Consider the following 13,743-nt stretch of genomic DNA (forward strand, 5'->3'; position numbering starts at 1 on the left):
CGATGAACCGCTTTGCCCTCACTCTGGAATTTGACGGCACGCCGTTCCAGGGCCTGCAACGCCAGCGCCACGGTCCAAGCGTGCAGCAGGCGGTTGAAGAGGCGCTGTTCCGGATCGCTGGCGAGACGGTTACGCTGAACTCCGCCGGGCGCACCGATGCAGGCGTCCACGCGCTGGCGATGCGGTGCCATATTGATCTTGAAAAAGACATCACCCCGTTCCGGCTGATGGGCGCAATCAACGCTCAGCTTCGGCCCGATCCCATCGCTGTCACCGCCTGCGAAATCGTGCCGGACGATTGGCATGCGCGCTTTTCCTGCACCGGGCGGCGCTATCTTTATCGCATCGTCAATCGCCGCGCCCCGCTGGCCCTTCTGCGCGACCGGGCATGGCAGGTGTCACCCGCCCTTGATGCCGATGCGATGCACCGGGCTGCACAGGTGCTGGTGGGGCACCATGATTTTACCACCTTCCGATCAGTTCATTGTCAGGCCGCCGATCCCGTAAAATCGCTGGATTTGCTGGACGTCGAACGTGTCGGCGATGAGGTGCATATCCACGCCGCCGCCCGTTCCTTCCTGCATCACCAGGTGCGCAGCATGGTCGGCTGTCTCAAGCTGGTCGGCACAGGGACATGGGACAAAGCCCGCCTTGCCGCCGCCCTTGCCGCGCGTGACCGTGCTGCTCTAGGGCTTAACGCACCCCCGTACGGCCTCTACTTCGTGGAGGCGATTTACCCGGATTCGAGAGAGGAATCACAATGACGACCAATGGGACTACCACTGGAAAACAGCTTTTCACCACCCTCACCGCCGACGGCAAACTGACGCTGGAAGTTGCGGAAAGCGAGTTCCCCGCGCCCACCGGCAATCAGGTGCTCGTCAAGATGGAAGCCGCACCGATCAATCCGTCGGATCTGGCAATCCTCACCAGCGCGGCTGATTTTGAAACTGCCGAATACACTTCAGGCAAAGTTGTCGCCGCCATGCCCGAGCCGTTCCTGACCGGGAACAAGGGCCGCCACGGCCAGCGCCTGCCTGCCGGCAACGAAGGTGCGGGCACGGTTATCGCCACAGGTGACGGCGACATGGCCAAGGCCCTGATGGGCGCGCGCGTCGCCTGCGTTCCGGGCCATGCCTTCAGCCAGTATGCCATCGCCGATGCAATGATGTGCATCCCGCTGGGCGAACATTCTTCGGAAACGGGCGCATCAAGCTTCGTCAACCCGATGACGGCGCTGGGCTTTGTCGAAACTGCGAAGATGGAAGGCCATTCGGCGATCATCCACTTGGCTGCCGCATCGAACCTCGGCCAGATGCTGAACCGCATCTGCGTGGAAGACGGGATGAAGCTGGTCAACATCGTGCGCAAGGAAGAGCATGTCGAACTGCTGAAGTCGCAGGGCGCAACCTATGTGGTGAACTCCTCGGCCCCCACATACATGGCCGATCTGCGCGCCGCGATTGCGGAAACCGGCGCTTACCTCGGCTTCGATCCGATCGGCGGCGGACAGGCCAGCGACGGCGTGCTGAAAGCGATGGAACAGGTCGCATCGAGCCAGATGGGCGAATTCTCGCGCTATGGATCAAACCAGCAGAAGAAAATGTACATCTACGGCAGGCTCGATCTCAGCCCGACGATCCTGACGCCGTCCTATGGCCTGCAATGGAGCATCGCAGGCTGGCTGCTGACCCCGTTCCTCCAACGCGCAGGGATGGAAACCGTGGGCCGGATGCGCAGCCGCGTGCAGGCCAACCTCACCACCACCTTCGCCAGCCATTACAAGGCCAAGGTGACGCTGGAAGGGATGCTGGAGAAAGTCGCGATCTGCGATTACCGCCAGATGAAGACCGGCGAAAAATATCTGGTCACCCCCTGGGGGTGACAACTTCCCTCCTGTTTGAGGAGGGATCGGATGCTGGGGCGCGACATCTGCCAAAGATCGCGCCCCAGCCCGTACACGTGCAGCCTCTGGCGAGGACTTCTCGTGAGCGCGCATAGGCAAGGATCAAGAGCGAGGCCGGCGTGCCAGCCTACGGGGTCGGGACCCTCGTAAGAGGGAAAGACCTGGCGTCCAGCTTTGTCCGGAAATGGTGCGGTCGAGAAGACTCGAACTTCCACGGGCTTTCGCCCACAACGACCTCAACGTTGCGCGTCTACCAATTCCGCCACGACCGCACTCGGGTTTGCAGGAGCATCCAGATGGTGGCCCCTCGGTAGGAGCGGGCCCCTAGCAAGGGGTTTTAGCCTGCGCAAGCTCTTTGACAGGTCACAGTGTTCGGGGCTTATCTGGGAGCCCAGCCCAGATCGGCGACGGCAGCGCCGCGCGGTATGTTGGCGATGGCTTCGGTTACCGTCACAGTCTCGCCCGGGGCGAGTTGACGCTTGGCGGGAACCACCACCCAATCGCCTACTTTGCGTTCGCGTTGATCGCTGAAAACGACGAGCAGATTGGGCGCGGCCAGTGTTTCCCGCGCCGTATTGGTGATTGTGCCGCGCACCCGGAAGATGGTCTCGCCGCTGGCGAGGGTTTCCTTGCGTTGATCGGCCTTGGGAAAATCGAGTTCAAGTCCGGGCTGGCCGATTCCGAAAGTCGGACGGCTGATCGGAAGCCAATCGGGCAACCCGTAATAATTGACCGCAGCTATGGTGCCGGTTGCCAGCGCAGCAAAGATGGCGGCAGCAAAGGTCCACATCCGGAGCGTATTGCGACGCCGGGTGAAAGGTGGCCGGTAATCGAACCGCGAGGTTTCCTCGTCATCACCGTAATCATCGGCCAACGGTGGATCGGCTGGAAAGGCTGGAGCCGGCCTGTCCTCGTCGAGAACGGCGGGGGTGTCCATCTGCGGCACCACCCGGTCTTGCTCCGAAGGCTCCCTGAGCCCGCGGCGCATGGCGCGCACGCCGACGGAGGAATCTTCTTCGGCAGCCGGGGCAACGCCGACACCCTGCGGCGTGCGCCAGTGACTGATCGACGGGCTGGCAGGTTCCTGTTCCGGCTGAGCTTCAGGCTCGGGCGGCGGAGCAGGGGCTTCAGGTGACGGAGCAGCCGTTTCTGGCGGGGGCGCCGGTGCATCCTCAAGCGGCTGCACCAGATCCAGCGCGGGAGGGTCCTGGAACCAGCTGTGCTTGCATTTCGCGCAACGCACGGTTCGCCCTTCGCTACCGATGGCAGCTTCTGGTACCGCGTAACGCGTGTTGCAGGCTGGGCAAGCAATGATCATGTCGAACATTGCAATAGTCAGCGCACAATGTTGCACAAGAGCACGCGATGCTTTGCAGGGCATTTGCCGCCTGTTTTCCACATTGCAACTTCCTTTTAGGCCGCATCGGGGGGTGTTATTGCGATGTTCGACTTCCCCCGGGCCTGCCCCGCTGATAGATGCGCGCGATGAGTGACCGTCCCGCCGAGATCGTGAAATTCGACAATGTCGGGCTGCGATACGGCACCGACCCCGAGGTTTTGAGCAATCTCAGCTTCACGCTTTACCCCGGAAGCTTCTATTTTCTGACCGGCGCCAGCGGTGCAGGGAAGACCAGCCTGCTGAAATTGCTCTACCTTGCCCAGCGCCCTTCGCGCGGGGGCATCAGGATGTTTGGGCAGGACCTTATCACCATGCCGCGTGATCGCCTGCCCGATCTGCGGCGGCAACTTGGGGTGGTGTTCCAGAACTTCCGGCTCGTGCCGCACCTTACCGCCTTTGATAATGTCGCCCTGCCGCTGCGGTTGGCGGGAGCGGATGAAAAGCGGGTGATCAAGGCGGTGTCCGACATGCTCGACTGGGTCGGCCTTTCGCACCGCTCCCATGCTGTCCCGGCAACGATGTCGGGTGGTGAGCAGCAACGGGTGGCGATTGCCCGCGCGGTGATTGCCCGCCCGCGCATCCTGATTGCCGACGAGCCGACCGGCAATGTCGACCCCGAAATGGCGCTGAAACTGCTGCGCCTGTTCGAAGCCCTGAACCACCGCGTCGGCACAACCGTGGTGGTGGCAACCCACGATGTCCACCTGCTCAAGAAGGTGCCGGATTCGCTGATCATGCGCCTCAACAAGGGGCAATTGTCGGACCCCACCGGTGCGCTGCGCTATCCGCCGCGGCCTTCGGCAACATCGGGAAGCGGGACATGAACGCGCCCCCCCTGCCCGAAGCGCCCGACGGCGACGTCGCCGGTGGCTATGCCGGCCCTGCGCATGGCAAGTCTACTGCACGGCTCTTGCCCGCGACGCGGTTTTCCGGGCCGATCCCCTGGGTGATTGCCATCTTGATGGCGCTGGTGGTGATTGCCGCTGCGGGCGGGCTGGCGCTGCGCAATCTTGCCACCAGCGCCGGATCGCAACTTTCGTCGGCCGTAACAGTGCAGGTGATCGAGCCCAATCCCGATCTGCGCCTTGCCCGCGGCGAGCAGGCAGTGCGGGTCCTGACCGGTCTCGATAGCGTGCAGGCGGTGCGGCTGGTGCCTGAGGCCGAGCTTGTCGCGTTGCTCGAACCCTGGCTTGGGGCAGGCGCTGCGAGCGGGGATGTGCCGATCCCGGCGCTGATCGATGTCGAACTGAAACAGCGTGCCGGCGCGGCAGAGATCGCGCAGATCGAAGCTGCTTTGGCCGAAACGGTTCCCGGTGCGCGGGTCGATGCGCAGTCCGACTGGTTGCGCCCGGTTTATGGCGCGCTCGCGGCGCTGCAATGGCTTGCGGTAGGACTGATCGGGCTGGTGGCGCTGGCAACGGCGGCGGCGGTGTGGCTGGCGGCGCGCAATGCCTTCGCCGGCGCGCGCGACACGGTGGAGATCATCCACCTGCTCGGCGCCACCGACCGGCAGATTGCGGCTGTGTTCCTGCGCACGGTCTTGCACGAAGCAGCCTTCGGAGCACTGGTCGGCGCAGCCATGGGCGCGGGCGCGGTGTGGCTGCTGGGCCAGCAATTTGCGGCGCTGGATAGCGGGATGACAAGCGGGGGCGGGCTTGCGCTTGCCGATTGGCTTGTAATTGCCGCTGTACCGCTGGCCGGTGTGCTGCTGGCACTGCTCACCGCGCGGATCACCATTGCGCTTGCCCTGCGAGACATGCTTTAGGCCTTGGATGATCCGCCGCATTCTTTCACTGATGTTTCTGGCCTGGGCGGCCGGCTTCCTGTGGTTCGCCGCCGCTTTGCCGCAACCCGCGTCCGACGCGGAAGTCACAGATGCTGTGATCGTCCCGACCGGCGGGGCAGGACGTATCCCGCACGGGTTGGAGGTGCTGGAAAAACGCTCGGCCAAGAAAATGCTGGTGAGCGGCGTTGATCCCGAAGTGCGCCCGGCCGAATTCGCAGCCGAATTCGGGGTCGGGCAGGATCAGATGGAATGCTGCGTGACGCTCGGTTACGCGGCGGTCGATACCCGCTCCAACGCGGCTGAAACCGCCAAGTGGGTGGCGCAGAACGAAGTGCGATCGCTCAGGCTTGTAACGACCGACTGGCACATGCGCCGCGCGGCAGGCGAGCTTGATCGCACCCTGCCCGATCACGTGCGCGTGGTTCGCGACGCTGTGCCGTCGCAGCCCGATCTTGGCACCTTGTTTCTGGAATATCACAAGTTGATCGCGAGCCGCGCGGCAGGGCTGGCAGACCTTTGAACTGGTTGATCGCGGCGCTGCGCTCGTTCGTCTTTTACACATTGTTCTACGGCGTTTCGGCGCTGCTGGTGGTGGCCTCGGTTGTCGCAGTCATCGCCCGCAAGGCATGGCTTCGCCCGGTGGTGGCGACGTGGGGCGACTGGCACTTGTGGTGCGTGCGCCACCTGCTCGGCATCGAGGTGGTGCTTGATGGCACCCTGCCCCAGGGCCCGGTGCTGATTGCAGTCAAACACGAGGCCTTCTTCGAGGCGATTGATACCCCGCGCCTGTTCACCGACCCGGCGGTGTTCGCCAAGCAGGAGCTGTTCCGCATCCCGGGCTGGGGTCATTCGGCGCTGGTTTATGGCCTGATTCCGGTGGCGCGGGAGGAAGGGGCCAAGACGCTGCGGGCGATGCTGGCGGTGGCCAAACAGCGTGTGGCCGAGGGGCGCCCGCTGGTGATCTTCCCCGAAGGCACGCGGGTCGCGCACGGCACGCAGCCGGGATTGCAGGCAGGGTTCGCCGGGCTTTACAAGCTGCTGAAGCTGCCGGTGGTGCCCATCGCTGTGGATAGCGGCGCGACCTATCACCATGTGGTCAAGCGCCCGGGCCGGATCACTTACAAGATCGGTGAGGCGATCCCCGCAGGCCTGCCCCGCGACGAGGTCGAAGCGCGGGTCCACGCGGCGATCAATGCGCTGAACCCGTAGGCGATGGCCGCAATGTTTCACGTGAAACATTGCGGCACCGGATGGGGACGGCAGGGTCTAGACGCGGGCAAGAGACGGTCAAGACGGGGTCAAGACGGGGCAAGCGGCGGTCGGGGCGCGGCTGCTTTCAGGCAAGCAGAGGCGCTTGCGGGATGGCGGGCTGTGAGTGGTAAAGCGAATGGCGGATTTAGCCACCAAGCGGCAAAGGCTGACCCATTGGCCGGCGCCTATCGCAGAACTGCAATAGCTGCGTGCGCTCAGCTGGCCTTTCTGGGCCGGGGGTATCGGTTCTGCAGCGCGGCAAAGGCGGGAAGTGCCATCAACCCCGGCTGAAGGCAGCCGTCACCCGGCTGACAGCTTTCGTCCGCCAGCCACGCTTGCAGCTTCACGATGTCCATCGGCCGTCCCAATGCATACCCCTGCGCCAGGGTGCATCCCATGCGCTTGAGAGTGAGGCAATCTTCCATTGATTCAACCCCTTCCGCGATACATTCCACGCCTAGCGTTTCGCACATGCTCGTAATCGCGGTTACGATCTTGCCTACGCCCGGCTCTGCCAGATTACAGACGAAGCTGCGGTCGATCTTGATCTTGTCGATGGGAAGGCGGCTGAGATAGCTCAGGCTCGAAAAGCCGGTACCGAAATCGTCAAGAGCAATCGCGACCCCCATCCTGCGCAGGCGCTCGATATGCGTAATCGCGGTCTGGTAATCCTGCATCAGCGCGGTTTCCGTGATCTCGAAGGTCATGCGTTCCGGGGCAATGCCCTGCTCCACAATCGCCGCGATAAGCATATCGATTGTGCCGGGGCTGACGATGTCGCAGGTAGAAAGATTGAACGACAGGCCAAGGTCGCCGGGTAGCGCCGCCGCATTGGCAAGCAACTTCGCGAACAAAGTCGTGGTGATATTGCCCATTATGTTCAGCCGCTCGGCCACTTTGATGAAGCGCGTCGGATCGACTTGGCCCACCAAGGCGCTGTTCCAGCGCGCCAGAGCTTCGACGCCGCGCACTTTCGCCGTGTCGAGACAGATGATCGGTTGCAGTTCAACCTCGAGCTCGCTGGCAAGGTCGGCGGACAGAAGCGCGGATTCAAGCTCGGTCTCGGCGCGCAGGCGGGTTTCAAGCGCGGGCGTGAAGAAGGCATAGGCGCCGCGCCTTTCCGACTTTACATCGTAAAGCGCATAATCGGCCCGGTCGAAGACCGAGATTGCTGTTGTCCCGGCGAAGGGGAACGATGCAAAGCCGATGGAACACCCCAATGACAAACGATGTCCGTCAATCAGGAAAGGTTGATGCAGCAGGGTGATGACCTCTGACCCGATGGCTGCGGCGGTGGCATTGTCACCATCGATCAGCAGCCCGAATTCGTCACCGCCGAGCCGGGCGACCAGCAATGTGTCGCTGGCAATCGATTGCAGCCGTTTGCCGACCTCGACCAGCAGATGATCCCCTGTCGCATGGCCGTGGATGTCATTCACCGGCTTGAAGCGATCCAGATCCAGCACCCCGACCACAAAGCCATTCCCGGCCGCTGCGGATCGTTGAACGCGGTCTTCCAGATAAGACAGAAACAGGCGCCGGTTGGGCATACCCGTCAGCACATCGGTCATCGCAAGGCGGGCGTTTTCGACTGCGAGCCGCTCTGCCTTGCCGCGTTGCTGCGCAAGCTCGGCCCGCGATGTTATCAGCTCGGTGAAGGCTTCATGTGCGTTGAGCGAAACGCGGATCATCAATGTGGTTACCATCCCGGCGATCAACGCAACCATCAGGAACGCCTCATTGCCGCTGACGAGCTGATAGATCGCATAGGGCACCATCGTTGTGAGATTCACCAGCAGCGCCGCCTGCGGCAGATGCATCAGGCAGAAGATGCAGCCGGTCGCGGTCATCACCAGACAAATCGCCACGCCCGCACGCTGGGTCGGATCGCCGTAAGCATCGAGCAGGAAGGAGTATGCGACATAGGATATGCAGATCGGGAGAACTGCAAGGGTGGTGCGGTGGAGCAAAGCGCGGGCTTCGGCCACGCTGATCTGATCCGGTTCGGGCAGGAACCAGATCCACCACACCATCCGGACAGTGCCAACGGCCACAAAAAGGCCCGCGACCGTTCCGATAAGCAGAAGAGGTCCGGCGCCAGCCATCAGATAAAGGCTTGCAATCGCGATGATGATCAACAGGAGATACAGCAGCGGCACCTGCCGCTTGAGGTTGGCATATTGCCCGATCAGAACGTCCGGGTCTGTCGAATAGGCCCAGCTTGATGGCTTCAGCCAATGGGCGCTCACCAGTCGTCTGGCAGCAGATGCCACGCGCGGACGTTTTGTCTGCTCTGTCACAGGCAACGAAGCTCCAGAACGCGACCCTGAATGCCTCCGTTTAGCTGAGGTGATCGAACAAGGTCTTAACGCCGAACTACTGGTTCCGACGTGATGGCGGCGCCGGGGTCGCTGCCCGAAGGGCCGCTTTTGGCGGAAAACGGGGCTGAGCTGCCGCCGTCTTTCAGACTTTTTCCCCGTCAAATGCCGCCTGAACCTGCGCCGCATCGGTAATCCCGTTCGCGATCAGCACCATCAGCAGCATCCGCGCCTTGGCCGGCCCAAGGGCGCGGGCGGCGACCAGGCCGAGCGCATCGTCATCCACCTCGACATTGCGGTCGACAATGCCTTCATCGACGCGGGTGGATCGCACCACCGGCACGCCTGATGCCGCCGCATTGGCCAGCGCGCCCAGCACACAGGCGGGCGCATTGCCCTGTCCCATTCCGGCCAGCACCACGCCTTTGCAGCCGATGCCGAGCAGCGCCTTGACCGGCTGTTCGTCCATCCCCGCCCCCGCGGTCAGGATCGCCACGCGGGGGAGCGATTGGGGCCAGTTGAAACGCGCACTTTCGCCAACACGGTGCGCCGGGCCGAACCAGTCCAGCCCGGCGGGCGTGACGCGGGCAATGGCGCCGCGCGGGAAGCTCTTGAAGGCATCAATGCTGCTCGTCGCGGCCTTGCGGGCATCGCGCGCGGCCAGCACTGCGTCACCCATCACCAGCAATACGCCGCGCCCTGCTGCTGCAGGATCGCTCACCACCCGCACCGCATTGGCGAAATTGCGCATCCCGTCCGCCCCCACCGCATCGGCGGGCCGCATCGCGCCGACCAGCACGATGGGCTTGCCCGCAGGCAGCGTGAGATCGAGCAGGAAGCCGGTTTCCTCGGCCGTGTCGGTCCCGTGGGTGATGATCACACCTGTGATCGCAGGATCAGCCAGCGCGCCCGTGCAGGCCGCATGCAGCGCCTGCCATTCAGGCCAGCCGATGTCCTGCGAGCCGATCCGCGCCACTTCCTGCCCCGCCAGATCCGCCGCCAGCCCCAATGCGGCAAGATTGGCCAGCATCGTCTCCAGCGCCAGCCCGCCGGGCTGATAGGCCGCCGCCGTCGCGCTCGCGCCAGCACCCGCAATCGTGCCGCCGGTGCCCAGAACAAGGATGCGAGGATGTGTCATGCCCCGCCCCTAGCCGCCTGCGCCTTCTGCGGCCAGACAGGTTTGCAGCGTCAGCCCGTATCTTGCGCAAACTGTGCGAAAATCGCCGGAAGGCCGGGCACATCGCGCTCGGCCTTCAGCGCGGTGAGCGCTGCGGCAATATCGATTTCCAGCAGCGATACGCCCGCTTCGTACCCCGCCCCCTCCGCGCCGAGCGAACGGGCCAGCGTCAGCGCCGGGCGGTTTTCGGGCAGGATGTTGACGACAAGCTGTTCCAGCCCTTCGCGCTGGCAATCGAGCAGCAGCACGGCACACAGCAGACGCGCCAGACCGCGCCCGTGATATTCGTCGATCACAGCGACCGAGAATTCGGCAGAGTCGGAATCGTCGGCATCGCGAAAAGCGTGCACTACGCCGAGCGCGGGCATATCGGGCAGATCGGAGCGCAGCGCGCCCCAGGCGATGTGGTTATGCCCGTCCACCGTCACCAGCGCCCGCAGCACCTGCGGCGGTGCCTCGCGCATCCCGGAGAAAAACCGCAGGTAGCGCGATTGGGGGGAGAGTTTGGCGATGCCGTCTTTCAGGCGCTGTTCGTCATCCTTGCGCACCGGGCGGATGCACACCGGGGTGCCATCGTTAAGCTGGGTCTGGATGATCATGGCGCTGCCTTCCGGTGCCGGAGTTGCATCCGCCGATACCAGATTCGCCGGGCGCTCGCATCCTGCATCCCGGCGCATCGGCACAATGGATGCTTGACCCCCGCCCAATCGCCGCTAAATCCGCCCACACCACGCCGTGGGGCGGTTAGCTCAGTTGGTAGAGCATCTCGTTTACACCGAGAGGGTCAGCGGTTCGAGCCCGTTACCGCCCACCACGCGCACGTTGCAGCGCAACAGTTCCGGCCCCATTTGATCAGGCGCACATCGCCCGCAAAGCAGGCATGATGGCGCGTGACTGACCAACCGACAGGGAGAACAGCGGTGGATCTGCAACTCGACGGGAAAACCGCGCTGGTGCTGGGCGCAAGCAAGGGGCTGGGAAAGGCGATTGCCGATAGCCTTGCAGGTGAAGGCGTGGATGTCATCACCGTGGCGCGATCACCCGGCGCGGGAGATGCCAGCCGCCACATCGCCGCCGATCTCGACGATCCGGCCGCACCCGATCAGATCATCGCGGCGGTGCGCGCCACCGGGTGCCCGATCGACATCATCGTGCTCAACAGCGGCGGGCCGCCGGTCGGCAGTGCGGCAGGCACTGCTCCCGCCGCCTATGCTGCCGTGTTCGACCGTATGTTCAATGCCCAGCTGTCGCTGACGCAGGCTTTTCTGCCCGCGATGCGCGAACGCGGGTTCGGGCGGATCATCGCCGTTGCCTCGACCAGCGTGGTCGCGCCGGTTCCCGGCCTTGTGCTGTCAAACACCGTGCGCGCCGCGCTGGCTTCGTGGTGCAAGACGCTGGCTTCCGAAGTGGCCGGCGACGGGGTGACGGTGAACCTGCTGCTGCCCGGCCAGATTGCCACTGACCGCCTCGCAAGCCTGCATGCAGGCCGCGCGCAGGCCAGCGGATTGGCGCCTGAAGACGTGCTTGCCAGCGCCAGGGCTGCCGTGCCCGCTGGCCGGTTCGGCAGGCCCGAGGAGTTCGGCGATATCGCCGCATTCCTTGCCAGCCCGCGCGCTGCTTATGTCACCGGATGCGCTATCAAGGTTGATGGCGGGATGACAGCCGCGCTGTAGCGCCCCCGGCCTATTTCGCCGCGAGACTTTGGCGGATCAGAGCAATTGCTTCGGGCGAATCCCATTCGTAACCGCCCGCCACGCGCAGCACTTCCTTGCCGCCGGCATCGAACAAAATCGTCAGCGGCAGCGCGCCTTCGGGCGTGAACTGCGCCGATAATGCGGTTTCGGGATCGAGCCACGGCTCCAGCCGCTCGAAACCTTTCTGCGCGAAGAACGGCCCCACTACCTCGGCCCCGCGCAAGTCCTGACTGACGGTGATCACCCGCACTTCGCCATCCAGCTCTGCCGCAAGGGTATCAAGCTGCGGCATTTCCTTGACGCAGGGCGCGCACCATGTGGCCCACAGGTTGATGAGCACCGGTCCATCCTGCGCGGCGAGATCGAGCGTCTGGCCCGCCGCATCGCTGAACTGCATCGCTGGCAGCGGGGTTCCGGCAAACTTGCGATCAACCACGCCCGCCGCCGCTGGCGCGCTTTCAGCGCCTTCAGCCGGTTGCGCTGGGCCCTCGCCCGCCCTATCGCATCCCGCCAGTAGCAGGAGCGAAAAGCCGAGAATGAACGACAAGCGGGACATGACAGGCTCCGATGAAAAGGCGGCCAACGCCATGTGGGGCGGGCGCTTCGCTGCTGGCCCTAGCGCGATCATGCGCGAAATCAACGCCTCGATCCCGTTCGACAAGGCGCTGTGGCGGCAGGATATCGCCGCCAGCAAAGCCCATGTCGCGATGCTGGGCGTGCAGGGGATCATCGCAGGCGAGGATGCGCTGGTGATCGCCAATGGTCTGGATGCGGTTGCCGCCGAATACGAGACGGACGGCGTGCCCGAGGATTGGGACCGCGAAGACATCCACATGACCACCGAAGCGCGGCTGGCCGAACTGATCGGCCCGGTCGCGGGGCGCTTGCACACCGCACGCAGCCGCAATGATCAGGTGGCAACCGATTTCCGCTTGTGGGTGCGCGATGCTTTTGCCGAACTCGGCGCAGGGCTGGCCGCGCTGCAACAGGCGCTCGTCACCCGCGCTGGCGAGCACGCGGCCGACATCATGCCCGGCTTTACCCACTTGCAAACCGCGCAGCCCGTAACGCTCGGCCACCATCTGATGGCCTATTACGAGATGTTCCGACGGGATCGCGCGCGGATCGCGGATGCGACGGCGCGGATGAACGAATGTCCGCTGGGCAGCGCGGCGCTGGCGGGCACGGGCTTTCCGATTGATCGCGAAGCCACTGCGCAGGCGCTGGGCTTCGATCGTCCCACCGCCAATTCGCTGGACGCCGTGTCCGACCGCGATTTCGCGCTGGATTACCTGTGGTGCTGTTCTTCCACCGCGCTCCACCTCTCGCGCCTCGCCGAAGAATTGATCCTGTGGGCCAGCCAGCCGTTCGGCTTCATCCGCCTGCCCGATAGCCTGTCCACCGGCTCTTCGATCATGCCGCAGAAGAAAAACCCCGACGCCGCCGAACTGGTGCGCGGCCATTCCGGCCGGGTGATCGGCGCGCTCACCAGCCTGATGATCACCATGAAGGGCCTGCCGCTCGCCTATTCCAAGGACATGCAGGATGATAAGCCCCCGGTGTTCGAGGCCGCCGGCCTGATGGGCCTGAGCATCGCGGCGATGACGGGAATGATCGCAGGCGCAACCTTCAATACCGCCCGGATGCGCGCCGCTGCCGAGATGGGCTATGCCACTGCAACCGATCTGGCTGACTGGCTGGTGCGGGCGCGCGGCATCCCCTTCCGCGAGGCGCATCATATCACCGGCGCTGCGGTGAAACTGGCCGAAAGCCGGGGCATCGCGCTCGATCAGTTGCCGCTTGCCGATCTACAGGCAATCGACGGGCGGATTGATGACAGCGTGTTCGAAGCGCTGTCGGTGGATGCTTCGGTTGCGGCGCGCGCATCCTATGGCGGAACCGCGCCCGATCAGGTCCGTTTGCAAGTCACCCGCGCCGCCCGTGCGCTGGGATTGGAGGAATGATGCGAACCGCGATTGCCCCCGGGCTTGCCGTGCTGCTTGCCGCCCTGCTTTCCGCTTGCGGGACGCGCGAGCCGCTGACCCCGCTTGAAGGCGCCAGCCTGCCGACCGCGCCCTATGGCGCACAGACCAAGCCATCCGCCGAAGAACTGCTGCGCCGCGATGCGCTGGCGGCGCCGGAACGCAGTGTCGAATTGCGCCGCCGGTCGGAAGAACGGCAGGATGATCCCTTCGATCTGCCTCCCGAATAA

At 64.3% G+C, this 13,743-nt stretch carries 14 protein-coding genes and 2 tRNA genes; 10 read left to right on the plus strand and 6 right to left on the minus strand.

Translation table 11 applies throughout. The features are described 5' to 3' along the window. Positions 1 to 2 precede the first annotated feature (2 nt). Positions 3 to 764 carry a tRNA pseudouridine(38-40) synthase TruA gene (gene truA, locus IP79_RS13335; RefSeq protein WP_054119797.1) on the plus strand — a complete coding sequence of 254 codons (762 nt, stop codon included), beginning with the start codon at positions 3 to 5 and terminating at the stop codon, positions 762 to 764. Continuing rightward, a complete protein-coding gene (locus tag IP79_RS13340) occupies positions 761 to 1,885 on the plus strand; it encodes a zinc-binding dehydrogenase (RefSeq protein ID WP_054119798.1) in 1,125 nt (374 codons plus the stop codon). Before truA ends, IP79_RS13340 begins: the two co-directional genes overlap by 4 nt. Before the next feature lie 206 nt (positions 1,886 to 2,091). On the opposite strand, the gene IP79_RS13345 is transcribed toward IP79_RS13340, so the two are convergent. After that, positions 2,092 to 2,178: transfer RNA gene (locus IP79_RS13345), tRNA-Leu, on the minus strand. 107 nt (positions 2,179 to 2,285) lie between these two features. Further along, positions 2,286 to 3,224 carry a zinc-ribbon domain-containing protein gene (locus IP79_RS13350; protein WP_082337243.1) on the minus strand — a complete coding sequence of 313 codons (939 nt, stop codon included), beginning with the start codon at positions 3,222 to 3,224 and terminating at the stop codon, positions 2,286 to 2,288. Positions 3,225 to 3,391: 167 nt separating this feature from the next. Between IP79_RS13350 and ftsE the strand changes: the two genes are divergently transcribed. Genes ftsE through IP79_RS13370 form a run of 4 tightly spaced genes read left to right on the plus strand, consistent with a single transcriptional unit; the run spans position 3,392 to position 6,300 of the window. Next, the gene (ftsE, locus tag IP79_RS13355; RefSeq protein WP_054119998.1) at positions 3,392 to 4,129 is read left to right on the plus strand and encodes a cell division ATP-binding protein FtsE; all 738 of its coding nucleotides are present in this window, start codon (positions 3,392 to 3,394) and stop codon (positions 4,127 to 4,129) included. Next, the gene (locus IP79_RS13360) at positions 4,126 to 5,070 is read left to right on the plus strand and encodes a cell division protein FtsX (protein WP_156318342.1); all 945 of its coding nucleotides are present in this window, start codon (positions 4,126 to 4,128) and stop codon (positions 5,068 to 5,070) included. Before ftsE ends, IP79_RS13360 begins: the two co-directional genes overlap by 4 nt. 7 nt (positions 5,071 to 5,077) lie before the next feature. Then, a complete protein-coding gene (locus IP79_RS13365) occupies positions 5,078 to 5,611 on the plus strand; it encodes a YdcF family protein (protein ID WP_054119800.1) in 534 nt (177 codons plus the stop codon). Further along, positions 5,608 to 6,300, plus strand: coding sequence for a lysophospholipid acyltransferase family protein (locus tag IP79_RS13370; protein WP_054119801.1), 693 nt, complete (start codon positions 5,608 to 5,610; stop codon positions 6,298 to 6,300). The genes IP79_RS13365 and IP79_RS13370 overlap by 4 nt, the downstream gene beginning before the upstream one ends. Positions 6,301 to 6,557: 257 nt before the next feature. Here IP79_RS13370 and IP79_RS13375 read toward each other — a convergent pair whose 3' ends face one another. From IP79_RS13375 to IP79_RS13385, 3 genes are all read right to left on the minus strand, one after another. Then, entirely contained in the window at positions 6,558 to 8,642 is a 2,085-nt protein-coding gene (locus IP79_RS13375; RefSeq protein ID WP_233994216.1) for a putative bifunctional diguanylate cyclase/phosphodiesterase, read from the minus strand. Between the two features lie 163 nt (positions 8,643 to 8,805). Beyond that, on the minus strand, positions 8,806 to 9,798 hold the full coding sequence (locus IP79_RS13380) for an asparaginase (protein WP_054119803.1): 993 nt from the start codon (positions 9,796 to 9,798) through the stop codon (positions 8,806 to 8,808). A 50-nt stretch (positions 9,799 to 9,848) separates the two neighbouring features. Next, entirely contained in the window at positions 9,849 to 10,436 is a 588-nt protein-coding gene (locus IP79_RS13385; RefSeq protein ID WP_233994217.1) for a GNAT family N-acetyltransferase, read from the minus strand. Positions 10,437 to 10,575: 139 nt separating this feature from the next. Here IP79_RS13385 and IP79_RS13390 point away from each other — a divergent pair. Together IP79_RS13390 and IP79_RS13395 are read left to right on the plus strand one after the other, a co-directional pair. Beyond that, positions 10,576 to 10,651 (plus strand) — tRNA-Val (locus tag IP79_RS13390). A gap of 106 nt (positions 10,652 to 10,757) precedes the next feature. Then, positions 10,758 to 11,510 carry an SDR family oxidoreductase gene (locus IP79_RS13395; RefSeq protein WP_054119804.1) on the plus strand — a complete coding sequence of 251 codons (753 nt, stop codon included), beginning with the start codon at positions 10,758 to 10,760 and terminating at the stop codon, positions 11,508 to 11,510. A 10-nt stretch (positions 11,511 to 11,520) separates the two neighbouring features. Here the strand turns inward: IP79_RS13395 and IP79_RS13400 are convergent, their stop codons facing one another. Next, the gene (locus tag IP79_RS13400; protein WP_054119805.1) at positions 11,521 to 12,087 is read right to left on the minus strand and encodes a TlpA family protein disulfide reductase; all 567 of its coding nucleotides are present in this window, start codon (positions 12,085 to 12,087) and stop codon (positions 11,521 to 11,523) included. Between IP79_RS13400 and argH the strand changes: the two genes are divergently transcribed. Both argH and IP79_RS13410 read left to right on the plus strand, forming a co-directional pair. Next, positions 12,068 to 13,495: an argininosuccinate lyase gene (gene argH / locus IP79_RS13405; protein WP_233994218.1), complete on the plus strand. Its 1,428-nt coding sequence runs from the start codon at positions 12,068 to 12,070 to the stop codon at positions 13,493 to 13,495. The two genes, IP79_RS13400 and argH, sit on opposite strands and share 20 nt — an antisense overlap. Then, positions 13,492 to 13,743 (plus strand): hypothetical protein, encoded by a 252-nt coding sequence (locus IP79_RS13410; protein ID WP_054119806.1) that lies wholly within the window; start codon positions 13,492 to 13,494, stop codon positions 13,741 to 13,743. Before argH ends, IP79_RS13410 begins: the two co-directional genes overlap by 4 nt.

Origin of the sequence: Porphyrobacter sp. AAP60, from assembly GCF_001296025.1 — a bacterium.
Classification (GTDB): domain Bacteria; phylum Pseudomonadota; class Alphaproteobacteria; order Sphingomonadales; family Sphingomonadaceae; genus Erythrobacter.

Excerpts from the sequence above, each read along its gene's own strand:
- IP79_RS13350 (WP_082337243.1), bottom strand. The coding sequence starts at position 3,224 with ATGATCATTGCTTGCCCAGCCTGCAACACGCGTTACGCGGTACCAGAA.
- truA (WP_054119797.1), top strand. The coding sequence starts at position 3 with ATGAACCGCTTTGCCCTCACTCTGGAATTTGACGGCACGCCGTTCCAG.
- IP79_RS13410 (WP_054119806.1), top strand. The coding sequence starts at position 13,492 with ATGATGCGAACCGCGATTGCCCCCGGGCTTGCCGTGCTGCTTGCCGCC.
- ftsE (WP_054119998.1), top strand. The coding sequence starts at position 3,392 with ATGAGTGACCGTCCCGCCGAGATCGTGAAATTCGACAATGTCGGGCTG.
- IP79_RS13340 (WP_054119798.1), top strand. The coding sequence starts at position 761 with ATGACGACCAATGGGACTACCACTGGAAAACAGCTTTTCACCACCCTC.
- IP79_RS13400 (WP_054119805.1), bottom strand. The coding sequence starts at position 12,087 with ATGTCCCGCTTGTCGTTCATTCTCGGCTTTTCGCTCCTGCTACTGGCG.
- IP79_RS13360 (WP_156318342.1), top strand. The coding sequence starts at position 4,126 with ATGAACGCGCCCCCCCTGCCCGAAGCGCCCGACGGCGACGTCGCCGGT.
- IP79_RS13385 (WP_233994217.1), bottom strand. The coding sequence starts at position 10,436 with ATGATCATCCAGACCCAGCTTAACGATGGCACCCCGGTGTGCATCCGC.
- argH (WP_233994218.1), top strand. The coding sequence starts at position 12,068 with ATGAACGACAAGCGGGACATGACAGGCTCCGATGAAAAGGCGGCCAAC.
- IP79_RS13365 (WP_054119800.1), top strand. The coding sequence starts at position 5,078 with ATGATCCGCCGCATTCTTTCACTGATGTTTCTGGCCTGGGCGGCCGGC.
- IP79_RS13380 (WP_054119803.1), bottom strand. The coding sequence starts at position 9,798 with ATGACACATCCTCGCATCCTTGTTCTGGGCACCGGCGGCACGATTGCG.